At 66.6% G+C, this 21662-nt stretch carries 23 protein-coding genes; 5 read left to right on the plus strand and 18 right to left on the minus strand.

Going from position 1 to position 21662, the window contains the following annotated elements:
* Positions 1-107: 107 nt before the first annotated feature.
* The 14 genes from lysS to ftsH form a co-directional block, all read right to left on the minus strand.
* On the minus strand, positions 108-1574 hold the full coding sequence (lysS, locus tag NS6_RS24330; protein WP_068045921.1) for a lysine--tRNA ligase: 1467 nt from the start codon (positions 1572-1574) through the stop codon (positions 108-110).
* 297 nt (positions 1575-1871) lie between these two features.
* Positions 1872-2294 carry a rhodanese-like domain-containing protein gene (locus NS6_RS24335; RefSeq protein ID WP_068045924.1) on the minus strand — a complete coding sequence of 141 codons (423 nt, stop codon included), beginning with the start codon at positions 2292-2294 and terminating at the stop codon, positions 1872-1874.
* Between the two features lie 8 nt (positions 2295-2302).
* The gene (locus NS6_RS24340) at positions 2303-2929 is read right to left on the minus strand and encodes a cysteine dioxygenase (protein WP_084471365.1); all 627 of its coding nucleotides are present in this window, start codon (positions 2927-2929) and stop codon (positions 2303-2305) included.
* A 203-nt stretch (positions 2930-3132) separates the two neighbouring features.
* A complete protein-coding gene (locus NS6_RS24345; RefSeq protein WP_068045766.1) occupies positions 3133-3927 on the minus strand; it encodes a type III pantothenate kinase in 795 nt (264 codons plus the stop codon).
* A gap of 14 nt (positions 3928-3941) precedes the next feature.
* Entirely contained in the window at positions 3942-4361 is a 420-nt protein-coding gene (gene panD / locus NS6_RS24350) for an aspartate 1-decarboxylase (protein ID WP_068045769.1), read from the minus strand.
* Between the two features lie 87 nt (positions 4362-4448).
* Positions 4449-5381, minus strand: a complete 933-nt coding sequence (panC, locus tag NS6_RS24355; protein WP_068045772.1) for a pantoate--beta-alanine ligase — start codon at positions 5379-5381, stop codon at positions 4449-4451.
* Positions 5382-5430: 49 nt separating this feature from the next.
* Positions 5431-6378, minus strand: a complete 948-nt coding sequence (locus NS6_RS24360; RefSeq protein WP_371859356.1) for a Rossmann-like and DUF2520 domain-containing protein — start codon at positions 6376-6378, stop codon at positions 5431-5433.
* Between the two features lie 117 nt (positions 6379-6495).
* A complete protein-coding gene (locus tag NS6_RS24365; protein WP_157112920.1) occupies positions 6496-7617 on the minus strand; it encodes a DUF6779 domain-containing protein in 1122 nt (373 codons plus the stop codon).
* 69 nt (positions 7618-7686) lie between these two features.
* The gene (locus NS6_RS24370; RefSeq protein ID WP_068045931.1) at positions 7687-8163 is read right to left on the minus strand and encodes a DUF3180 domain-containing protein; all 477 of its coding nucleotides are present in this window, start codon (positions 8161-8163) and stop codon (positions 7687-7689) included.
* 53 nt (positions 8164-8216) lie between these two features.
* Positions 8217-8762 (minus strand): 2-amino-4-hydroxy-6-hydroxymethyldihydropteridine diphosphokinase, encoded by a 546-nt coding sequence (gene folK, locus NS6_RS24375; protein WP_068045782.1) that lies wholly within the window; start codon positions 8760-8762, stop codon positions 8217-8219.
* Positions 8759-9145 (minus strand): dihydroneopterin aldolase, encoded by a 387-nt coding sequence (gene folB / locus NS6_RS24380; RefSeq protein WP_068045786.1) that lies wholly within the window; start codon positions 9143-9145, stop codon positions 8759-8761. The genes folK and folB overlap by 4 nt, the downstream gene beginning before the upstream one ends.
* Positions 9142-9954: a dihydropteroate synthase gene (folP, locus tag NS6_RS24385; RefSeq protein ID WP_068045938.1), complete on the minus strand. Its 813-nt coding sequence runs from the start codon at positions 9952-9954 to the stop codon at positions 9142-9144. The genes folB and folP overlap by 4 nt, the downstream gene beginning before the upstream one ends.
* 89 nt (positions 9955-10043) lie before the next feature.
* Positions 10044-10715, minus strand: coding sequence for a GTP cyclohydrolase I FolE (gene folE / locus NS6_RS24390; protein WP_068045789.1), 672 nt, complete (start codon positions 10713-10715; stop codon positions 10044-10046).
* Positions 10716-10790: 75 nt separating this feature from the next.
* A complete protein-coding gene (ftsH, locus tag NS6_RS24395) occupies positions 10791-13187 on the minus strand; it encodes an ATP-dependent zinc metalloprotease FtsH (RefSeq protein WP_068045792.1) in 2397 nt (798 codons plus the stop codon).
* A gap of 386 nt (positions 13188-13573) precedes the next feature.
* On the opposite strand from ftsH, the gene NS6_RS24400 reads away from it, so the two are divergent.
* Positions 13574-14482: a hypothetical protein gene (locus tag NS6_RS24400; RefSeq protein WP_245669485.1), complete on the plus strand. Its 909-nt coding sequence runs from the start codon at positions 13574-13576 to the stop codon at positions 14480-14482.
* Positions 14483-14574: 92 nt separating this feature from the next.
* Here the strand turns inward: NS6_RS24400 and NS6_RS24405 are convergent, their stop codons facing one another.
* Positions 14575-15390 (minus strand): DUF1266 domain-containing protein, encoded by an 816-nt coding sequence (locus tag NS6_RS24405; RefSeq protein ID WP_068045799.1) that lies wholly within the window; start codon positions 15388-15390, stop codon positions 14575-14577.
* A 102-nt stretch (positions 15391-15492) separates the two neighbouring features.
* Here NS6_RS24405 and NS6_RS24410 point away from each other — a divergent pair, with 102 nt between their 5' ends.
* The 3 genes from NS6_RS24410 (at position 15493) to NS6_RS24420 (ending at position 18338) form a co-directional block, all read left to right on the plus strand.
* Positions 15493-15747, plus strand: a complete 255-nt coding sequence (locus tag NS6_RS24410; RefSeq protein ID WP_068045801.1) for a DUF2277 domain-containing protein — start codon at positions 15493-15495, stop codon at positions 15745-15747.
* Positions 15748-15984: 237 nt separating this feature from the next.
* Positions 15985-17508 carry an aldehyde dehydrogenase family protein gene (locus NS6_RS24415; protein ID WP_068045940.1) on the plus strand — a complete coding sequence of 508 codons (1524 nt, stop codon included), beginning with the start codon at positions 15985-15987 and terminating at the stop codon, positions 17506-17508.
* Positions 17505-18338 carry an SDR family oxidoreductase gene (locus tag NS6_RS24420; protein WP_068045805.1) on the plus strand — a complete coding sequence of 278 codons (834 nt, stop codon included), beginning with the start codon at positions 17505-17507 and terminating at the stop codon, positions 18336-18338. Before NS6_RS24415 ends, NS6_RS24420 begins: the two co-directional genes overlap by 4 nt.
* Before the next feature lie 108 nt (positions 18339-18446).
* On the opposite strand, the gene NS6_RS24425 is transcribed toward NS6_RS24420, so the two are convergent.
* The gene (locus NS6_RS24425) at positions 18447-18650 is read right to left on the minus strand and encodes a hypothetical protein (RefSeq protein WP_157112921.1); all 204 of its coding nucleotides are present in this window, start codon (positions 18648-18650) and stop codon (positions 18447-18449) included.
* Between the two features lie 116 nt (positions 18651-18766).
* Here NS6_RS24425 and NS6_RS24430 point away from each other — a divergent pair, with 116 nt between their 5' ends.
* Positions 18767-19651, plus strand: a complete 885-nt coding sequence (locus NS6_RS24430; protein WP_068045811.1) for a LysR family transcriptional regulator — start codon at positions 18767-18769, stop codon at positions 19649-19651.
* A gap of 204 nt (positions 19652-19855) precedes the next feature.
* On the opposite strand, the gene hpt is transcribed toward NS6_RS24430, so the two are convergent.
* Positions 19856-20419, minus strand: coding sequence for a hypoxanthine phosphoribosyltransferase (gene hpt / locus NS6_RS24435; RefSeq protein WP_068045813.1), 564 nt, complete (start codon positions 20417-20419; stop codon positions 19856-19858).
* Positions 20420-20445: 26 nt separating this feature from the next.
* Entirely contained in the window at positions 20446-21420 is a 975-nt protein-coding gene (tilS, locus tag NS6_RS24440; protein WP_068045942.1) for a tRNA lysidine(34) synthetase TilS, read from the minus strand.
* Positions 21421-21662 lie beyond the last annotated feature (242 nt).

Here is a 21662-nt window from a genome sequence, read left to right on the forward strand (position 1 = left end):
CCTCTCGAAATCGTGCGGCCCAGCAAAATCAGGCCGATTACCCGAGGCAAGAATACCTCGAATTCGGAAAATTCCAAGACGAGCGATCGGCTATGCAAACCGTTCGCTCAACGGCCGGCCGGCCGCACTATTGGGAACAGTATCGTTTCCCGGATTCCCAATCCGGTGAGCGCCATCAACAACCTATCGATTCCCATACCGGTTCCGGTTGTCGGCGGCATCCCGTGTTCCATCGCGGTGAGGAAGTCTTCATCCAGAACCATTGCTTCGTCATCACCGGCGGCGGCGAGCCGCGCCTGATCGACGAACCGTTCGCGCTGGATGACCGGATCGACCAACTCTGAATAACCCGTGGCCAACTCGAAGCCGCGGACATACAGGTCCCACTTCTCGGCAACACCGGCACGCGACCGATGCTGCCTGGTCAGCGGGGATGTCTCGACCGGAAAATCACGGACGAAAGTCGGCTTGTCCAGCTTGTCGCCGTAGCAGTGCTCCCAGAGTTCCTCGACCAGTTTGCCGTGGCCGTAGCCCTTGCCTTCGGGAATTTCCAGACCTTCCCGTTCGGCGAGCGCCAGCAATTCCGGGACAGTTGTTTCGGGGGTGACCTCGACGCCCAGCGACTCCGATAGCGACGGATACATCTCCACGGTTGTCCACTCGCCGCTCAGGTCGTATTCCGACCCGTCGGCAAGCGTGACAACCTCAGTTCCCAGAGCCTCTCGAGCGACTTCCTGGATCAATTCCCGGATCATCCGCGCAGAGTCGTCGTAGGTTCCGTACGCTTGATAAGTTTCCAGCATCGCGAACTCGGGTGAATGGGTGGAATCCGCACCCTCGTTACGGAAGTTTCGATTGATCTCGAAGACCCGCTCGAGCCCGCCGACAACACAGCGCTTGAGAAACAACTCCGGAGCAATGCGCAGGTAGAGATCCATATCGAGCGCATTGGAATGTGTCCGGAAAGGCCGTGCCGCCGCACCGCCGTGCAGGGTTTGCAGCATCGGTGTCTCGACCTCGAGGAAACCCCGGTGTTCGAGCGCGTTGCGCAGCGCCCGCACCACCGCGACCCGGGTGCGGGCCATCTCCCGGGCCTCCGGGCGCAGGATCAGGTCCACATAACGCTGGCGGACCCGAGATTCCTCGCTCATCTCCTTGTGGGCGACGGGCAGCGGCCGCAGCGCCTTGGACGCCATCGACCAGGAATCGGCCATGATGCTCAATTCGCCCGTACGCGACGAGATGACTTCGCCGTGGACGAAAACCATATCGCCGAGATCCACATCGGCTTTCCACGCCGCGAGGGCGTCGGCGCCGACGCCGTTCAGGCTGATCATCGCCTGCAACGTGGTGCCGTCACCTTCCTGCAACTTCGCGAAACACAATTTCCCGGTATTGCGCATGAAGATGACGCGCCCGGCCACACCGACGTGTTGACCGGTCGCGGTATCGGCCGCGAGATCCGGATGAGCGGCCCGGATTTCGGCGAGTGAATGCGTGCGGGGCACCACTACCGGATAGGCCTCACCGCCCGCGGCAAGCAGCCGTTCCCGCTTCTCCCGCCGGATCCGCATCTGCTCGGGGATGTCGTCGACAACCGCTGCGCGGCCGGATCCGCCCACGGGAACAGTGCCCGCGGAGCCGCCGGATGACGAGGAGTTCGGGTTGCTCACAGCGAACCACCCTAGCGTGCACGGCAAATCGATTCGTCAGCCGCCCGCCCCTGGACCGCCCCATATGGAATCGGCGCGGGCACGCGTGGGCTAACCACGAAAATAGACCATTTGGTTGCTTAGGAAATATCGCCGGTGTGGCGGCAGCGCGGAAATGTATTGCGCTCCGGATCTATTCGCTGCCGGGCGCGGAACAATTCAGAGAACCGCGAGCGAACGAACTTCCCTGGTGAAGTGTTCGGCGCCGGTCGCCACCGTGCGCATACCCGCAGCTACCAGCGCCTGGTAACCGCCGACCAGATCGGTCGCGCGATGCAACCCCAATTGACGCAATGAGGCCGCGGCCAGGCTCGACGTGTACCCCTGCGAGCACACCACGATCCACTCGACATCATGGTCGGTGGCCAGCGCCAGCCGAGCCGAACTGCTCGGATCCAGCCGCCACTCCAGGACATTCCGTTCGATCACCAGCGCGCCGGGTAGCGACCCCTCCCCGGCTCGCTGCGCCGCGGGCCGGATATCCACCAGGATCGCACCCCGCGCGAGCGCGGCCGGTACTTCGATCGGCTGGATCCGCCGCAACTGGGAGCGGGCATTGTCGAGCATTTGGTCGATGGTCATCGACGGCATCAGAGATCACCTTCGGGCTGGTCGGTGAGGACAGTGTGGGTACGTCGGAGGTTGCCGTGACCGGTCACCTCGTAATAGGACATGGCAGTCAACGGGGGCGAATACGCGTGCACACTCAGCGTCGGATCCAGCGGCCCGGGATCGGACCGCCCCGCGACCGCAACCCGGTCGGAGGCACGGACGACATCGTGAACCCAGCCGATCGGGAAAGCTGCCTGATCACCCGCCGCCAGGATCCGATGCCGCAGTTCTGATCCATTCCAGCGGTACTCCGCGAGCGCGCCGCTGAGCACCGTCAACGCGCCGAGCGAACCGGCGTGATCGTGCAGTTTCGTGGATTTCTCCGGTGTCCAACTGATCAGCCAGATATCGACCTCGTCATCGGCGACCAGCCGAGTAGCCCAACGGTCCACCAGCGGCCAGCGGCCGCCCTCGGGAAGCAGGTGGTCGTATCGGCCGGCGAGCACATCCTCACCGGTCTCGTCGGTCAGCCGTAACAGATCCGCGGGACGCAGCCGGGTAGGCAATGCCGGAGCAATCGGACGATCGGGAATCGGATTCGCCGCCGCTGCGGTGGTATCACGAACCGAGGGCCGCACTACGGAAGAAAGAACAGGGGAACGCATCTGCGCATCTCCAAGAGGAATGAGAACGAACGAGGAATTCGGGATGCCTCGAACGGTCGAGGCGAATCAGCCTCGACAACACTCCTGGGTACGCATGCGGAACAGCACACGGCGATACTAGCAACCCGGACCCGCCGCGGCCACACCCAGCCCAGCGGAATACATCACACAGTGCCCTCGGCCGCGACTACGTCCCGGTGCGCTCAGCCGCGACTACGCCGCTGGTTGCGTTCGTAGACGAGCTGCAGGCCGCTCAGCGTCAGATGCGGCAGATGATGTTCGATCGTCTCGGACTCGTCCAGGATCAACGGCGCGCCCGGGCCCGTCGCCACCACGGCGATATCGTTGCCGGAGAAACCGTCGATATCGTCGCGGATCCGGTCCACCAGCCCGTCCACCAGCCCCGCAAAACCGAAAACGGCGCCGGCCTGAATACATTCGACACTGTTCTTGCCGACCACCGATCTCGGCCGGGTCAGCTCGACCCGCCGCAGCGCGGCCCGCTCGATCAGCGCCTCGGTCGCGATCTCCACCCCCGGCGCGATGACACCCCCGAGGAACTCCCCCTTCGCCGACACCAGATCGACACAGATCGATACACCGAAATCCACCACGATCGAAGCGGTGCCGTATTCGTGATAGGCCGCGAGACTGTTGACGATCCGGTCCGCACCGACCTCTTTCGGGTTGTCCACCAGCAGCGGTATACCGGTCCGCACCCCCGGCTCCACCAGCACATGCGGCACGTGCTGCCAGTAGCGGTCCAGCATCAGCCGCATTTCCCGCAGCATCGGCGGCATGGTCGACAGGCCGGCGATACCGGTCACCGTGTCGAGATCGGCCCCGAGCAGACCGCGCAGATTCATGGCGAACTCGTCGGCGGTATGGAGTGGATTGGTGTGAATCCGCCAGTGCCGCACCAGTTCCGCCCCGGAATCGGTATCGTTCATCAACCCGATGACAGTGCTGGTGGTACGGACGTCGAGGGTCAGCAGCATCGGTTTATCGGCGCTCAGACCAGCGACAGATTACGCGGGCTGATGAGATCGGAGCCCTCCGGCGCATGCGCCGGATCCGAACCCAGCTCGACCGCCCGGTTACGCGAATCCACGAACACCACCTTCGGGTCGTATCCGCGCAGCTCGGCCTCGTCCATCATCCCGTAGGCGATGAGAATAACCAGATCACCCGGGTTGACCAGATGGGCGGCGGCACCGTTGATACCGATCACCCCGGAACCACGCTCACCGGCGATCACATAGGTCTCGAGCCGGGCCCCGTTGTCGATATCGACAATGCAGACCTGCTCACCCTCGAGCAGATCGGCGGCGTCCAGCAGATCCTGGTCCACGGTCACCGATCCGACGTAATGCAGATCGGCATGGGTCACGGTGGCCCGGTGGATCTTCGACTTCATCATGGTCCGCAACATCACTGTCGCCCTTCTGTATCCATGGCGCCGCCTCCGGCGTCGCAGGGTTCGAGGCCCCCCTTGGTCTCGTTCTTCACTCCGCTGTGTTTATGGCGCTGCCTCCGGCAGCGCGGGGTTCGGGGCCCCCTGGGTCTCGTTGGGCTGTACGCCGAGCTGGACGGGGGCATTGTCGATCAGCCGGGTCGTGCCCACCCGGGCCGCGATCAAGAGGCGGGCGTTGCCTGTCTCCGGGGTCGGCCCCAAGTCCGCGGCGCGGAGTTCCAGGTAGTCCAGGTCGATTTCGGGGGCCGCGGCCAGAACCGACCGCGCCACATCGAGGACGGCCTGCGGACCAGCTGCTCCGGAACGGGCACCCGCCAGTAGGGCGGCCGACAAAGTGGTCGCGAGTTCGCGCTGGATCGGGTCGAGGTAGCGGTTGCGCGACGACAGCGCCAGACCGTCGGATTCACGGACCGTCGGGACTGCGACGATCTTCATATCGAAATTCAGATCGCGGACCATCTGCCGGATCAACGCCAGCTGCTGATAGTCCTTCTCGCCGAAGAAGGCCTCGTTCGGGCTCACGATCTGCAGTAGTTTCGCCACCACCGTGAGCATCCCGGCGAAATGAGTCGGCCGAGAGCCGCCCTCCAGCTCGGCGCCGAGCGGACCCGGCTGCACAGTGGTGCGCGGGCCGTCGGGATACATATCCGCGGCACTCGGGGCGAATACCAGGTCGGCGCCCTCCGCGCGAAGCAGTTCGACATCCGCGTCGAGGGTGCGCGGGTAGCTGTCGAGATCCTCGTTCTCGCCGAACTGCAGCGGGTTGACGAAGATCGAGACGACCACGACCTGGTTGGTGCGCTTGGCGCGGCGGACCAGTTCCAAATGGCCTTCGTGCAGGGCGCCCATGGTGGGGACGAGCCCGGCGGTCCGGCCGGAGCGGCGCAGCGCGCGGACGACCTTGCCGAGGACGACCGGGTCGTGCTGCACTGTCAGCTCGCCGACGCGGTAGGCGTCGTGCAGGGTCCGATCCGTCATGCTGCCTCCTTCCAAGCCGGTACGTGCGGTCCACGGCGCAGGTAACGCATCATCGGTGCTCTTCCAGCAGCGCACGAAGTTCGGCGGGGGCCTGCGCCCGTTCGGCGGTACGCCGCGACATGGCCCGATACCCGGCGGCGATCTGCGGATCGGCCGCGGTCAAGGCGTTGAGATGCGCGGCGACCGCGGCGGTATCACCGCGGGCAACCGGGCCGGTCAGCGCGGCCTGGCCGCGGCGCAGCGCATTGTCGAGCGCCGCCGAGACCAGCGGCGCGAGCAGCCGTTCGGGCAGGCCGTTCGGCTGGTCGTCGATGGTCTGCTGGCCGAGCAGCCCCGGCCCGGCGAGCGCGTCGCGCAGCGCCTGCACGGCATCGAGTACCAGGGTGACCAGATGGTTGCTGCCGTGGGCGAGCGCGGCGTGATAGAGGGTTCGGTGCTCCTCGGCCACCCGAACCGGTTCGCCGCCCATCTCGATCACCAGCGACTGCGCGATGGCGTAGCCGATCTCGTCCGCGGCGGTGATCCCGAAACATGCATTGGCCAGGCGGGACAGATCTTCGTCGTGGCCGGTGAAGGTCATCGCTGGATGAATGGCCAGCGGGCGCACGCCGGCTTCCTCCAGCGGGGCCAGGATCGCGATACCGTTCGCGCCCGACGTATGCGCCACGATCGTGCCCGGCCGCACTGTCCGCGCACTCGCCAGCCCGCGCACCAGCCCGGCCAGCTCGGCGTCCGGGACCGCCAGGATGAGCAGTTCGCAGCGCGCGGCGACCTCCTCGACCGGGAGGATCCGGGATTCGGGCAGCCGGGTACGCGCCCGCCGCACCGAGGCATCGGAGATGGCAGCGACGCCGAACACCACATGTCCGGCGCGTTCGAGCGCGGCGCCGAGTGTGGATCCCACGCGCCCCGCCGAAACGATTCCTACCGTCAGGCGTGCGGGCGCCGGATCACCACTCGCGGCCGGATTGCCAGGAGTCACGCGTGGCGAGGTCAACAGTGTCCTCTCGAAAAGTCGTTCCAGTCCCGCACAGCGGGTACCAGACGTTACGCATCGAGGATAGGACTCACGTCCGCCGATGCGCCATGGGCGCACCGGGTGATCTGCCGCACTTCAGGAGCTGCGCTGCTCCTCCTCTCGGCGCAGGTTCGCCATGATCTCGGCCACCGACAACCGGCGCGAACCGGCCGGTTCGGCTTGGGCACGGCGGCGGCGCGAATTGACCGAGCGCGGGGACAGCTTGCCCGGGGCCCGGGTGTTCTCCCGGACCTTCGCCGGAGCCGGTGTCTCGGACGGTTCGGACAAGGCGGCCGCCGGGCGACGCGGTGCGGGCGGACCGTGAACGGGCTCGGGCGGCCGCGGCGGGCCCTGTACGAATTCGGCGGGGTGCGGCGGCCCGTGACGCTCGGCACCGCCGGGCCCATCCGGGGCGTCGTGGACCTCGGTGAACGCATCAGCCCAGCTCGGCGCCGCGAGCTCCGACTCTGCCCCGCCCGGCGCCGGTTCGTCGTCGATGCGCACGATCGCCGTTTCGGCCGTGATGGGGGCATCGTCGGGGCCGGCGAACCGGGGCCGACCGGGATGATCACTTTCGTAGACGGGAGTGACGGTGTTGCGTTCCCCGATGCCGGCGCCCGAATCCGCCACCTCGTCTTCGGGATCGACCCAGCTGTCCGCCGCATGCGACCAGCTCGCCGCGGCGTTGGCCCAGGCGTCGACCGCGTGCCGCTCACCGTCCTCGGTCGGCGGCCAAGCCGCCGCGAAACCGGCCCGGTCCGGCGCGCCGGACAATTCCTGGATACGGAAGGACGCAGCCCGCAGCGCGGGACGCTCCGGCGGGAGCTCACCGTCGAAGAGCCGTTCGAGCTGTCGGCGCAGCACCGCGAGCTCGGCCCGCAGCGCGGACATCTCGGTCGCGTCGGCACCCACCGCCGAGCGCACCCGGGCCTCGATCCCGAGATCGTGTTCGCGGCGCGCGCTGATCTCCCGCTCCAGTTCCCGTTCATAGGCGCCACGTAGATCCCGAACCTTGGCTTGATACCGGCTCACCGCCCACGCCCCCAGTACCGCCGCCCACAACGCGGCCACCAGCCCCACGCGGATGAGCTGCACGCTATCGCTGAGCACCAGGAAAACACTGGCCACCACCCCGAGCAGCACCGAGCCGCCGAGGAACAACTTGCCCACATCTTCCCGGCTGCGCACGGAAGAACTACTGCGGGACGGTGACACCATGCCCGCAAGAGTAATCGTGAAAGTCGGACGCGCCCAGGTCAGAATGGGCGTGATCCATCACGAAGAGGTCTAGGATGGCGCGGGTTCGTCGCTGGGGTCGTCCGGGGCCCGGCAGCAGTGTTCGAGCCACAGTGCCGCAACGGCCAGCGCGATACCCGCGCCGCAGCCGATGAGGACGCCCGGATAGTCCGCGTCGGCGGCCCGCAGATCTCCGCGCTGCGGGAAAATCCAGAGCAAGAATCCCAGCCAGACCCCGGCCACCAGCGAACCTACCTGCGCAGACGCCTTCGCCAGCGCCAACGCCCGGGCCACCGTGATCGGATGCAGCTGGCGCCGGTCGGCACCGATCTGGCTGTTGCTCACCCGGGCACGGATATAGAACCCGAGCACCGCCTCGAGCGCGGCCACCGGGTACAGCGAGGCCCCCGCAATCGTGGAGATCGGCGGGAAACTCCCGTAGGCGAGCCGGGTGGCCACCCAGGCGATAACGGCTGCGATCGCAATATTGGCCAGCAACTCCCGGATTCGGGTGGGTTTCAGCCTCATATCGCCGTCGTCCCCACCGTTTCCGTGGGTGTTCTTATCGCTGCCCCCGAAGGTCATGGTGCCGCTCCTGCGGCGGGGATGAGGGTGAGGTCGGTGTGGCGAACCCCCGCGACCTCGCCCGCGTCCAGCTTCGACAACAGATCCCGCACCGAGTATCCGGTGCCCGCGATGTCCAGAACGGCCTCGGGCTCCACGTCCAGCCACGGAACCATGACGAAGGCGCGTTCATGGGCGCGGGGATGTGGCAGGGTGAGGCCGGGGTCGATACTGCGGCAGGGTCGCCACTCCCCGGCGACAGGTTCGGCGCAGGTGACGATGTCCACGTCGAGGGTGCGGGCACCCCAGCGCACCGTCCGTTCCCGGCCGGCGGCCTGTTCGAGCCGTTGCCCGTGCGCGAGCCAGGCACGGCAGTCGTATGCCGGGTCGTCGACGACCAGTACGGCGTTGAGGAAATCGTCCTGGTCGACACCACCCCACGGGGCGGTGCGGTACACCGGGGAGACAGCGCGGACCCGCGCGCCGAATCCGGCGACGACACCGCGCAACAGCGCGAGCCGATCCCCCATATTCGAACCGATGGACAGCACCGCGCGCGTCATTCGGACCCCTGCTCCCGGCGGCCCGCGGTTACCACGCGGACATCGGCGAAACTGTGCGGGATGGGCGCGCTCGGTTTGTGCAGTACCACCTCGACATCGGCAACACCGGGAACAGCGCGCACCCGGCCGGCGATTTCGGCGGCCACGGTCTCGATGAGATTGCGCGGGGGCCCCTGCACAATCGTCACGGCAAGATCCGCGAGCGCGCCGTAGTCCACGGTTCGGGTGAGATCGTCGGTGGCCGCCGCCGCGGAGATATCGGTCCAGACAGTGAGGTCGACGACGAACTCCTGCCCGTCCCGGCGTTCGTGCTCGAAAACCCCGTGGTAGCCGAAAACCCGCAGGCCACGGAGTTCGATCCGGTCCCCGGTGCCCGCGCTCAACGCGCGCCTCCCATCGCACCGCGCCAAGCGTCGGCTACCGCGATCGCATCCTGCGAACCGCGCACATCGTGCACCCGGACCCCCCATGCGCCGTGCCAGGCCGCCAGCGCCGAAATCGTGGCGGTGGCGGTTTCCCGCCCGGCGGGCGGGCGCGGATCGTCGTTATCGGCCAGCAGCGTACCCAGGAAGCGTTTCCGCGAGGCCCCGATCAGTACCGGGAAGCCATCGGCGACGAAATGGTCCAGCGCGCCCAGTAGCGCCCAGTTGTGTTCGGCGTTCTTGGCGAAACCCAGGCCCGGGTCGAGAATGATGCGGGCCGGATCCACCCCCGAAGCAATCGCGTGCCGCACCTGATCCCCGAGTTCCGTCCGTACTTCGGCCACGACATCGTCGTAGTGGTCGGCCGGGCCGGTGTGCCGGTAATCGGCTGCCGACCGCCAGTGCATGAGAATCCACGGAATATCGGCGGCGGCGACCACCGCGGCCATCGCCTGGTCGGCGCGGCCGCCCGAGACATCGTTGATCACCGATACTCCCGCCGCGATGGCCGCTTCCGCGACCGCGGCGCGCATCGTGTCGACGCTGGTGGGTACGCCGGCCGCGACCAGCCCGGCGATCACCGGGACCACCCGTTCGACCTCGGTTCCCGGGTCGATCCGCACCGCGCCCGGCCGGGTGGATTCCCCGCCCACGTCGATGATGTCGGCGCCCGACTCGAAGAGCCGGACCCCGTGTTCGACGGCCCGGTCCGGGTCCAGATAGCGCCCACCGTCGGAGAACGAATCACTGGTGACGTTCACGATGCCCATCACCACACAGGACCGGCCCGGCCGCGGTTGTACACCCGGCCGGGGCACCACCCCGGCCAGGGTGGGGGCGGCGGCGGAACGCTGACCGCTCACTTGCGCAGAATCAAATCGAGGGCCTCCGAGCGCGAGGCCGAATTGGTCTGCAACAGTCCGCGGACCGCGGAGGTGGTGGTGCTGGCGCCGGGCTTACGGATACCGCGCATGGCCATGCACAGATGTTCGGCCTCGACCACCACGATCGCGCCGCGCGGATCCAGCTTGCGCATCATCGCGTCCGCGATCTGACTGGTCAGCCGTTCCTGCACCTGAGGACGCTTGGCGTACAGGTCGACCAGTCGGGCGAGTTTCGACAATCCCGTCACCCGGCCGTGCGGGCCGGGGATATAACCGACGTGCGCGACGCCGTGGAACGACACCAGATGGTGTTCGCACGTCGAGTACATCGGGATATCGCGAACCAGCACCAGCTCCTGATGCTCTTCGTCGAAGGTGGTGTTCAGTACCGCGTCGGGCTCGACGTACAGCCCGGCAAACATCTCCCGGTACGCCCGCGCGACCCGCGCGGGCGTATCCAGCAGCCCGGGCCTGTCGGGGTTCTCGCCCACCGCGAGCAGCAACTCCCGTACCGCGGCCTCGGCGCGCTGCTGGTCGAACGGCTTTCCGGTGTGCCGGGCGATCAGCTCCGGCGCCGGGCCGCCGGTCTCACCCAGTTCGGCGGGGATACCGGTCGTATGGCCGTTGGTCTGCTGATTGGCCGACATTCGAGGACACCTCCACAATCCGGGCGCGGCAGTAATGACCGGGCGCCGTCGGGTCCGAGCGTAATCGGCGCCTGACTACTGCCGGCCGTTCGGGCTGTCCCAGGAGTGCGGGCCGCCACGACCGGGCTCCTCACCGGAACCGTAACCGGGGTCGCCCTGGCCACGGTCGTACGGCGGGGTAGCGCCTTCGCCGCGGGGTTCACCCGAGTTCGGGTCCGACTGCGCATTGCGCGGTTGCTCGGGAGCGGGGCCGCCGTAACCGCGGTCCGCGGGCGGCGACTGCTGCTGTTCCCGCGGCGGCCAGCCCGGGGCCGACCAGCCCGCGGGCGCACCGTAATCCGGACGCGATCCCTGCGTGGCGCCCCGCGGATACGCAGGGGCGGGCGGCTGCGGAGCGGGGTAGCCGGCCGGCGGCTGCCCGTATCCGGGCTTGGCGAGGGGTACACCCGGGTATCCGGCGGGCTGCGGGAGGCTACCGGCTGCTGCGGGATCGCCGGGGGCGATGCCGGCGGGTACCTTCGGCTCCGGCGGCCAGGGCTCACCACGTTCGACAGCGAGTTCACCCGGTGTCTTCACCGGTGGCTTGTCCGACGGCACCCGATCACCGAAATCGTTGAACGCGGTGATACGCGGCCGCTTCTGCACCGCGCTCAGGATGATTTCCAGGTCCTTGCGGTGCAGGGTTTCGCGCTCCAGCAGCGCGGTGGCCAGCTCGTCGAGTACATCGCGGTATTCGCTGAGGATCGACCAGGCTTCGGTATGCGCGGCCTCGATGAGGTTGCGGACCTCCTCGTCGATCGCGCCCGCGACCTCGTGCGAATAGTCCGAGGCGGTGCCCATGGACCGGCCGAGGAACGGGTCGCCCTGCTCTTGGCCGTAGCGGACGGCGCCCAGGCGGGCGCTCATCCCGTATTCGGTCACCATCGCCCGCGAGATCTTGGTGGCCTGATCGATATCGGAGGACGCGCCCGTGGTGGGCTCGTGGAACACCAGTTCCTCGGCCGCGCGACCGCCCATGGCCATGACCAGCCGGGCGATCATCTCGGAACGGGTCATCAGGCCCTTGTCGTCCTCGGGCACGGTCATCGCGTGGCCACCGGTGCGGCCACGGGCCAGGATCGTCACCTTGTAGACGGGCTCGATATCGGGCATGGCCCATGCCGCCAGGGCGTGACCGCCTTCGTGGTAGGCGGTGATCTTCTTCTCGTGTTCGCTGATGATCCGGCTCTTGCGGCGTGGGCCGCCGATCACCCTGTCCACCGACTCCTCGAGCGCGTCGCCGGTGATCGTGGCGCCGTTCTCCCGGGCGGTGAGCAGCGCGGCTTCGTTGATGACATTCGCGAGATCGGCACCGGACATGCCGACGGTGCGCTTGGCCAGGCCGTCGAGATCGGCATCCGGCGCAATCGGCTTCCCCTGCGAATGCACCCGCAGGATCGACCGGCGCCCGGCCAGGTCGGGGTTGCTGACCGGGATCTGCCGGTCGAACCGGCCTGGGCGCAGCAACGCGGGATCGAGGATATCGGGGCGGTTGGTGGCGGCGATCAGGATGACACCGGTGCGGTCGCCGAAACCGTCCATCTCCACCAGCAGCTGGTTGAGGGTCTGTTCGCGTTCGTCGTGCCCGCCGCCGAGCCCGGCGCCGCGCTGGCGGCCGACCGCGTCGATCTCGTCGACGAAGATGATGCAGGGGCTGTTCTGTTTGGCCTGTTCGAACAGGTCACGTACGCGGGACGCGCCGACACCGACGAACATCTCCACGAAATCCGAGCCGGAAATGGTGAAGAAGGGGACCCCGGCCTCACCCGCGACGGCCCGCGCGAGCAGCGTCTTGCCGGTACCGGGCGGACCGTAGAGCAGTACGCCCTTCGGGATCTTCGCGCCCAGCGCCTGGTAGCGCACGGGGCTCTGCAGGAAGTCCTTGATCTCGTAGAGCTCCTCGACCGCTTCGTCGGCGCCGGCGACATCGGCGAACGTGGTCTTGGGCATATCCTTGGACAGTTGTTTGGCCTTGGATTTACCGAAGCCCATCATGCCGCCACGGCCGCCGCCCTGCATTCGCGACATCACGAAGATGAACAGGCCGAGCAGGATCACCATCGGCAGGACGAACAGCAGGATCTGGGTGAGCCAGCTCTCCTGTTTGACGACCGTGTTGTACGGCGCGCCGGAGTTCTGTACGGCCTGGAAGATCTGCGACGAGGTATCGCTACCGCCGGGATATTTGGCGATGATCTGGTTCTGGCCTTCGGTGGCGTCGTTACCGTTCTTCAGCTCGATCCGCAGCTGCTGCTCGCGATCATCGATCTGGACGTTGGCGACGTTCTCCTTGTCGTTCAGCTGCTGGAGCGCCACCGACGTATCGACGCTCTGCCAGCCGCGGGTGTCGTTGCCGAAGTAACTGAACAGATAGATCACGAGCAGAATGCCCGCGATTATCGCCAGGGTGCGAAACACTGTCTTGCGGTTCATAGAGCGTCGGCCGGGCGGCCAGTCCTTTCAGGCGTCTCCGCGTTTTGCCTAGCGATGCGTCGGTCTCGAGCGGCGCAACCCACATCCGTGCACCGCCCGGTGGGCGGATTCGGATGCGGACATGCCACGTTACCGCGTACGGTCTACTCGATACATCGCGCTTCCTGACTTATCGCAAGCGAGGAGTTCGGCTGGTGATGCAGTTCAACAGGTAAACGGCCGGAAAACCACGGTGGTTCCCGGCGTCGTGGTCTGTGATATCTCGTAGTGATCACAATCATGGCACGCCCGACCGATGATGATCGACGTACGACCCGAGCGCAGGGGGTATGGACATAGTCGAGTTACGGACACCCACAGCAATAGTTCGGCACGGTGCAGGACGTTTGGTAGTCCTTCGCCCCGAAGCCGACGGCGATACCGAGACCGACGGCGAGCGCGTTCTCGACGTAGCGGTCACCGACCTGCTGGAAGTGCGGCTCAGCCGGCGCGCCGATGATGCGGTCGTCATCGAGATCTACCTGCGTTATCCGACCCCGGTGCTGGTCGGAGTGCCCGCCGACCGGACACCACTTCCGGTGCTGATCGCCGAGCACGACGTTCCCGCCGCCGCCGGGATCGTCTCGCGGATCAACGACCAGATCCTCGCCGCGCAGCGGATCGATATCTCGGCACCGGCGCTGAACGCCCCGGCCCCCGAGGAAACCGAACGCGGCACTATCCGGGCGGACGTCGATCGGGCCGTAGGCCGGATGTCGGTCACCGGACGGGGCGAGACGGCTCTGCACGATCTGCACAGTCTCGTCGACGCTGACGAGTACGTGCTGGAGACTGCGTACGTAATCGCCCATCCGCCGGTCGGCGACGACGACGCCTGCCTGCTCACTGTCACCACGAAACGCCTGCTCCTGGCGTCGCTGAGCACGGACGAACCCTACGCCCACGATCTGCCGATTCCGATGATCATGATGGCGCGGGCCACGGAGGAACCCGGTTCGATGGCAGGCGGGCTGCGTGACGCGGATCGCCGCCCCATCGTCGAGGTGCGCGACGGCAACACCACGATCTGCTTCACGGGGCTGGATCGCGCCGATACCGAACGCATGACCTACGCCATCAACTTCGCCGTCCGGCTGATCGCCCTCGACGGTTCGGCGGGGCCGGCCGATCCGAGCGTCGCGCAGCTGTACTCCGAATGGGAACTACTGGTCGAACGCCACTCATTGGGAATGGTCGACGACACCCAGTTCCAGCGCTACGGCCGCGGCATCCTGCGCTCCCTGCCGGGTATCTGACGGGCTCGGTTGCACGGCTCGGCGAGAGAGTCCAGGGGTCCAGAACCTGGACAGCCTTTCGCCGAGCCGGTCCTACCTCGTGCGCATCCGGACTACCCCAGGCCTATACGACGCCACGGGCTGGTCGGGCGTAGCCATAGTCGTAATAATTCCAGCCGGCGGTCCACTCCGCCGTCCTTGAGTTCGGCCAGGTCTTCGCATGCCTGCCAGTAGGTCCAGCCGGTGAGGTAGGCGTCGCCGAACTGGCGCCAGTTGCGGTATTTGCGCTGGGCCAGCGGTAGCGCGCGGGCAAGATAGTCCCAGGCCACGTCCGTTTCGATATAGCCGGCGGTATAGGCCATCCGGGCCACCGCGACCACTCGCGCCAGATCCCACGCGTGGATATCGGCGGGCAACGGACGGGACAGATGATCGGTGAAACCGATTTTGATCGCTTGGGACCAGATGTCGTAGTCGCGGACCAGGGCTTCGGAATTATCGATACCGCGGAACGAGGCGACCTGCCGGAGGAAGGCGCGGTGCCGGTCGGCGCGCTCACCGAACCGGTCTCGTTCGCTGGCGTTCAGTGATGCGGTCACGAGCGGGTGTACCAGGGCATAGAGCGGGGCGTGCATACCTTCGAGGAGTTGTTCCATCGAGGCGCGAGCCTCGGTACCGTCGGTGATTCCCCAGGCTCCGGTGAGCGTGTCGATGGCCAGTTCGCGGCGATCACCCAGCGGATGGTCGCGTTCGGGGCCGAGCATCAGTTCGTCGTGGAATGCGTCCCAGCGCGCCGAATAAAAGGCGCCCAGCGACAATGCCCGCAGGCGGTCATCGTCGATCTGTGCTCCGGACCAGTGGTCCTCCTCGCGCTTGTCGAGCTCCGGATAGGGGAAGGGGGTCGGCGTGGGCAATCCGGCAACAGCCATACCGTGAGTGTAGGACCCCCGTCCGAGGCGGGACCGGTCAATGTGTTTTCACATTTTCGGCTTGGCCTGTCACGGCACTGGTTCCGGCGCTAATGTGCATTCATGTGTAGAAACATCACCGTCTTGCGAGGTCTGGAACCCGCCGCCACCGAGGAGGAGATCTACGCCGCAGCACAGCAATATGTGCGCAAAGTCGGTGGCCTGTCCGGGCTGAGTACGGCCACCAAACCCGCGGTGGACAAGGCAGTGGCCGCGGTCGCCGAGGCGACCACCGCCCTGCTGACAGAGTTACCCGACCGGCGCGTTCCGCCCACCTCCGAACCGCCACTGCGCCGGCTGGCTCGGGAAAATCTGTAACCACTCACCTACCGGGACGCCGCGACCGGGCGCGGTAACCCCAGACAAGCTTCCCCGCATCAATGAGTTACTGAGGCAGTAACCGATGAATTGTGTCACGATCGGTGCTGTGCGCTGATCCACTGTGATCGGCCACCAGCGGTTCCAGCACGACGCAGTGGGAGAACAGCAGTGACCGATAACGAATCGGAACAACCCGATACCGAACCCGCGACGGGCCGGCCCCAGGACGCGGATATCCGAGTCCTCAACCCCGCGACCGGCGAGATCGTCGGCAGCGTTGCCGATACTCCGGCCGAGCAGGTTGCGGCGCGAATCGCCGAACTACGCGAGCACCAGCGCGAATGGGTGGCCATAGGCGCGAGCGGGCGCAAGGAATGGCTGCTGAAGCTGCAGGACTGGATCATCGACAATACCGAGGCTCTCGCCGACGTTCTCCAGTCCGAAACCGGTAAGCCCCGGGTGGATTCCCTCATAGATCCGATCTTCGGCAGCGATCTGATCGGCTACTACGCACGGCGCGCACCCAAATTCCTGGCCGACGAGCATCCTGCCCCACACAGCCCGCTGGCCCGGGTGAAACGGCTGACCACGGTATTCGAACCGTATCCGGTGGTCGGCGTGATCACGCCGTGGAACTTCCCGCTGGCCATGCCCCTCCTCGATGTGATCCCGGCCCTGGCAGCCGGAGCCGCAGTGATCTTGAAGCCGTCCGAGGTCACCCCGCTCTCTGCCCTCGAACTGGCTCGCGGCTGGTCCGAGATCGGCGCACCCCCGGTGTTCTCCGTCGCCACCGGGGCGGGCGCGACAGGCGCGGCAGTGGTCGACAACGCCGATTACATCCAGTTCACCGGCTCCACCGCCACCGGCCGCCGGATCGCCGCCGACTGCGCCGCCCGCATGATTCCCTACAGCCTGGAGCTGGGCGGTAAGGATCCGGCGATCGTGCTGGCCGATGCCGATCTCGATCGCGCCGCGCACGGTATCGCGTTCGGCGGCATGTTCAACTCCGGCCAGGTCTGCATCTCGGTGGAACGGGTTTATGTCGAGGCCTCGGTCTACGACGAATTCGTCGCCAAACTGACCGCGAACGTGAAATCCCTGCGGCAGGGTCGCGACGGCCGCACCCCCCGCAACGATGTCGGAGCCATGGCCAACGAGAACCAGGTCGCGATCGTGTCCCGGCATGTCGAGGAAGCGGTGGCCGCGGGTGCGAAAGTACTGACCGGCGGCAAACGGACCGGCGAGGGCACGTTCTTCGAACCGACGGTCCTGGTCGATGTCGACCACAGCATGTCCTGTATCACCGAGGAGACCTTCGGACCGACCCTGCCGGTGATGAAGGTCGCCGACGAGGCCGAGGCCGTCCGACTGGCCAACGATTCGGTGTACGGCCTGTCCGCCTCGGTGTGGACCGGCGACAAGGCCCGGGGCGAACGGGTCGCGCGCGCATTGAACGCCGGCGCGGTGAACATCAACGATATTTTCGCCAACCTGTTCAACTTCGCGCTACCGATGGGCGGCTGGGGCGACTCCGGTGTCGGCGCCCGCTGGGGCGGCGCCCAAGGCGTGCGCAAGTACTGCAAAGCCAAGGCGATCACCACACCGCTGCTGCCGACACAGGAACGCGAGCTGACCTGGATGCCGTACGACCTGAACAAGATCCTGATCGGGCTCGGCGCCATGCGCGCGGCCGGTGCGCGCGGTATGCGCCGAATCGACCTTCCCGCCCTGCTCCGACTCAAGGGAGACAATCGATGACCACCACCGATTCCATCCGCGGCAAGGTTGTCGTGATCACGGGCGGCGCACGCGGAATCGGCCTGGCCACCGCCGTAGCGCTGGCGAAACTGGGCGCGAAGATCGCGATCGGCGATATCGACGAGAAAACGGTGAAGGAATCGGGCACCGATTACGATTTCGATCACTACGGCCGCCTCGATGTCACCGATCAGCCGTCGTTCACCGCTTTCCTCGACGATGTCGAGCGCGAACTCGGACCGATCGACGTACTGATCAACAATGCGGGGATCATGCCGACCGGGCGGCTGGTCGACGAGTCCGATCAGATCACCCGCCGGATCCTGGACATCAACGTCTACGGCGTGATCCTCGGGTCGAAGATCGCCCTGGCCCGGATGCTCGAGCGCCGGCACGGGCACATCATCAATATCGCGTCGCTGGCCGGTGAGACGCATATTCCGGGCTTGGCCACCTACAACGCGTCCAAGCATGCGGTATTGGGTTTCACCGATACCTTGCGCGAGGAGTACCGCGGAACCGGTGTCGAATTCTCCTCGGTCCTGCCGACGCTGACCAGGACCGAACTCGGGTCCGGGGTCGCCGCACCCAAGGGCCTGCCTGCCGCCGAACCGGAGGATATCGCCGGCGCGGTGGTCCGGCTCATCACCAAGCCCAAGGCGAAGGCCCGGGTAACCCGGGCTGCGGGCGCCATGTCGGTTTTCGTGAACCTGCTGCCGCAACCGGTGGGTGATGCACTCGGCCGTTCGATGGGGTCGGCGCAGACCTTCCTCGGCGACGTGGACAGCGAACAACGCAGGGCTTACGAGGAACGTATCCGCAACGACTGAGACACCGATCTTCGATCGGCCGATACGCGCCACGGTCCACTGGCGAGGTGGCCGCGGCGTTGTCGCCGGCGCCATCGGACGCCCATCGAAACACTATTGTGATCAACATCACTTGACGTGCATAGTCGGGTAGAGGCCGCGCGAAAACCGCTTCCGCGGCCGGAACCCGAACAGTCCCGCGGCTTCATCCCCCGAGGTGGGCACCACATATTTCAGAAAGAGCTCTACCACCGGAAACGCCTGGATTTTTACGTCGTATCGCTCGCGATCGTCACACAGACCGCGCGCCGCGAAACCGATGATGCGCATCACCGTGACACCGAATAAGCTGTCACTAACAAACCTGTCGACTGTTTCTGGGCCGCTATGCGGACCTTCTGAACATATTAGGGCTGGAAATTCAGCAACGATTCTGATAGCAAGGTGCTATGGACCCGCATTTGCGCGATCTGCGGTATTTCGTCGCCGTCGCCGAGGAACTGCACTTCACCAACGCCGCTCAGCGGCTGCACATCGCTCAACCGACACTGTCGCGTCAGATCCGGCAGCTGGAACGTCAGCTCGATGTGGTCCTGTTCGATCGCAACCAGCGCAGCGTCGCACTCACGGTTGCGGGTAAGGAACTGCTGGGCGGCGCCCGCAAGATCCTGGAACTCTGGGAGACCACCAACGGCTCGTTGCAGGAAGCGGGCGAAGTACTGCGCGTCGGCCTGCAATCGAACCTGGGCCGCGGCCTGCTCAACGATCTGGAAAGCGCCAGCGGCCACCGGCTCGCGTTGCACCAGGCCTCCTGGACCGATCCGTCCAGCGGTCTGTCCGGCCGCCAGGCCGATCTGGCGCTGGTATGGCTCCCGCTGCCCGACTCCAACCGTTACCGCTGGCAGGTGCTACGCACCGAGCGGCGTTGGGTACTGCTACCGGAGAACCACCCCCGGGCAGGGCAGGAAATGATCGACTTCGCCGATCTGATCGACGAACCGTTCATCGCACTACCCGCCGAAGCCGGCGCGGTCCGCGATTTCTGGCTCGGTAACGATGCCCGCAACGGCCGAGCGGCGAAGATCGGCGCCGAAGCCGCCACCCCGGAGGACCGGCTGGAAGCCGTCGGACTGGGACTGGGCCTGTGCATGCTGGCCGAGAACAACGTGCCGATGTATCGGTGGCCCGGCCTCACCGCGCGGCCCCTCACCGGGATCCCGCCGTGCGAACTCGCGATCGCCTGGCGCGCCGACGACAGCCGGCCCACCATCCTGGAATTCGGCCAGCGTGCCGTCGCCGGAGGTTTCGCGGAACCGCCCGCAATCCCGGCTTGAGTTTCGCGGCGCCGCCGGCGCCGCGGGGTTCGGCCCGACAGGCGTCATGCTTCAGCACGACGCGGGCCGAACCCGCCGAGGGCCTCGCTCAACTCGGCACCGACGATGGGCACGTTCGATTCGGGAACACCCCCGCCGTCGGACGTTCGCCTCACCACTGGTGGGCACGTTCGGTTCGGACCATGCCCGCGAGCGATCAAGCCTTCAGTCGGTTTCGCCGCCGTAGACCCGCGGATGCAGGGTGCCGATATAGGGCAGGTCGCGGTAGCGCTCGGCGTAGTCCAGGCCGTACCCCACAACGAATTCGTTGGGGATATCGAAGCCCACATTCGCCACCTCGACCTGGGTGCGCAGCGCATCGGGTTTACGCAGCAAGGTCACCACCTCAAGCGAGGCCGGGTTGCGGGTGGACAGGTTACGCATCAGCCAGGACAGCGTCAGCCCCGAATCGATGATGTCCTCGACGATCAGCACATTGCGACCGGCGATGTCCTTGTCCAGATCCTTCATGATCCGCACGACGCCGGAGGACGAGGTGGACGACCCGTAGGACGAGACCGCCATGAACTCCAGCTGGGTCGGGACAGGTAGTGCCTTGGCGAGGTCGGTCATGAAGAAGATTGCGCCCTTGAGTACTCCGACCAGCAGTAGATCCCCCTCCGGGGCATCGGCCGGGTACCGCTTGGAGATCAGTTCGGCCAGCTCGCCGACCTTGGCCTCGATTTCTTCCTCGGTGATCAGGACCGAAGCGATATCGTCCCCGTACACGTCAGCTGGTTTCCCTTCGGTTCGGCTCACCCGGTCGCGCGGGCAAGTGTCAGCCTGCCATGCTCGCGGACGACGACCAACCTGGTCCCCCGCTCTCCCCCACTCACCGCGACCCCGCCCTGGCCGTGCCAGGCCACCACAAGATCGTCCACCGCCCGCAGATGTGCGCCGGTCACCACCCGCACCCCGCAGGCCAGCAGCCAAGCCCGCACGGCCCGGCGCCGCACTGCCGCTGCGGCGTCCGCGAGCACCACACAGGACAGGCCCATGCCTCCGAATTCCGCCCGGACAAGCAGTTCGGCAGCGAACTCGTCGAGTGCGGTGTTGTCCTCGCGTAACAGTTCGGCGGTACGAGCCAGCGCGGCCGCTGCTCTACCGCCGAGCACATCTTCCAGGAGCGGCAGGACTTCGGTGCGCAGGCGGACGCGAGTGAACTCCGGGGAAAGATTGTGTGGATCCTCATAGGGCGCCAGACCCAGATCCGCGCAGAACTGCCGGGTGGTCTCCCGCCGGATATGCAGCAGTGGCCGACCCCATGGCTCGTCGAACGGTGCCATGCCCTGGATCGATCGTGCGCCCGAGCCGCGGCCGAGTCCGAGGAGTACGGTTTCGGCCTGATCGTCGAGCGTATGCCCGAGCAGCACCGGAAACTCATTGCGCGCGTGGTCGAGCGCGCCGTAGCGGGCGGTGCGTGCGGCCGCCTCCATACCGCCGGGACCTTCGACATCGACCGGCAGTATGCGCGCCGACCGGCAGCCCAATGCTCGCGCGGTGGCCGCCGCTGTCGCCGCGACCTCGTCCGATCCTGCCTGCAACCGATGGTCCACGACCAGCGCGTCCACCGTCGCTGCCTCGGCGACTGCCGCGGCGGTCAAGGCCAGCGAATCGGCGCCGCCCGACAGGGCCACGGCCACCTTCGATTCCGCGGGCCGGAACCGCGTCAGCCAATCCCGGACGGCGTGCCGCAGAGTCAGCACCGCGGGCGTCTCCGGTAACAGGATCGGCCGTGCCGTAGCGCTGTGAGATGGCGCCACGGGGTCTGGGCGGCCCTTGGTCTCGTTCTTCACTGCTCCGCTCCTGCTGGAATCGGCGCCGTCTTCAGCCCGTTGGGGTGGGGCGCTGTCACCCCTGACCTTCGCATCTTCACTATGGCTGTGGCGGGGTGTGGGATGCCGATTAGCCCCCCGCTTTCGGGTAGACCATCCGTGAAGGGGCGGGCTGTAATTTTGGAGACGCTCCGCGT

The organism is Nocardia speluncae NBRC 108251, assembly GCF_001613245.1.
GTDB classification, from domain to species: Bacteria; Actinomycetota; Actinomycetes; order Mycobacteriales; family Mycobacteriaceae; genus Nocardia; species Nocardia speluncae.

What these genes read in the sequence shown, in the direction of transcription:
- NS6_RS24405 (WP_068045799.1), bottom strand. Translation starts at nt 15,390, where the DNA reads ATGGCTGTTGCCGGATTGCCCACGCCGACCCCCTTCCCCTATCCGGAG.
- folP (WP_068045938.1), bottom strand. Translation starts at nt 9,954, where the DNA reads ATGGGCATCGTGAACGTCACCAGTGATTCGTTCTCCGACGGTGGGCGC.
- NS6_RS24370 (WP_068045931.1), bottom strand. Translation starts at nt 8,163, where the DNA reads ATGAGGCTGAAACCCACCCGAATCCGGGAGTTGCTGGCCAATATTGCG.
- NS6_RS24410 (WP_068045801.1), top strand. Translation starts at nt 15,493, where the DNA reads ATGTGTAGAAACATCACCGTCTTGCGAGGTCTGGAACCCGCCGCCACC.
- lysS (WP_068045921.1), bottom strand. Translation starts at nt 1,574, where the DNA reads ATGCGGATCCGGCGGGAGAAGCGGGAACGGCTGCTTGCCGCGGGCGGT.
- folK (WP_068045782.1), bottom strand. Translation starts at nt 8,762, where the DNA reads ATGACGCGCGCGGTGCTGTCCATCGGTTCGAATATGGGGGATCGGCTC.
- NS6_RS24420 (WP_068045805.1), top strand. Translation starts at nt 17,505, where the DNA reads ATGACCACCACCGATTCCATCCGCGGCAAGGTTGTCGTGATCACGGGC.
- NS6_RS24345 (WP_068045766.1), bottom strand. Translation starts at nt 3,927, where the DNA reads ATGCTGCTGACCCTCGACGTCCGTACCACCAGCACTGTCATCGGGTTG.
- folE (WP_068045789.1), bottom strand. Translation starts at nt 10,715, where the DNA reads ATGTCGGCCAATCAGCAGACCAACGGCCATACGACCGGTATCCCCGCC.
- NS6_RS24335 (WP_068045924.1), bottom strand. Translation starts at nt 2,294, where the DNA reads ATGACCATCGACCAAATGCTCGACAATGCCCGCTCCCAGTTGCGGCGG.
- NS6_RS24365 (WP_157112920.1), bottom strand. Translation starts at nt 7,617, where the DNA reads ATGGTGTCACCGTCCCGCAGTAGTTCTTCCGTGCGCAGCCGGGAAGAT.
- panD (WP_068045769.1), bottom strand. Translation starts at nt 4,361, where the DNA reads ATGTTGCGGACCATGATGAAGTCGAAGATCCACCGGGCCACCGTGACC.
- NS6_RS24430 (WP_068045811.1), top strand. Translation starts at nt 18,767, where the DNA reads ATGGACCCGCATTTGCGCGATCTGCGGTATTTCGTCGCCGTCGCCGAG.
- NS6_RS24340 (WP_084471365.1), bottom strand. Translation starts at nt 2,929, where the DNA reads ATGCGTTCCCCTGTTCTTTCTTCCGTAGTGCGGCCCTCGGTTCGTGAT.
- ftsH (WP_068045792.1), bottom strand. Translation starts at nt 13,187, where the DNA reads ATGAACCGCAAGACAGTGTTTCGCACCCTGGCGATAATCGCGGGCATT.
- panC (WP_068045772.1), bottom strand. Translation starts at nt 5,381, where the DNA reads ATGACGGATCGGACCCTGCACGACGCCTACCGCGTCGGCGAGCTGACA.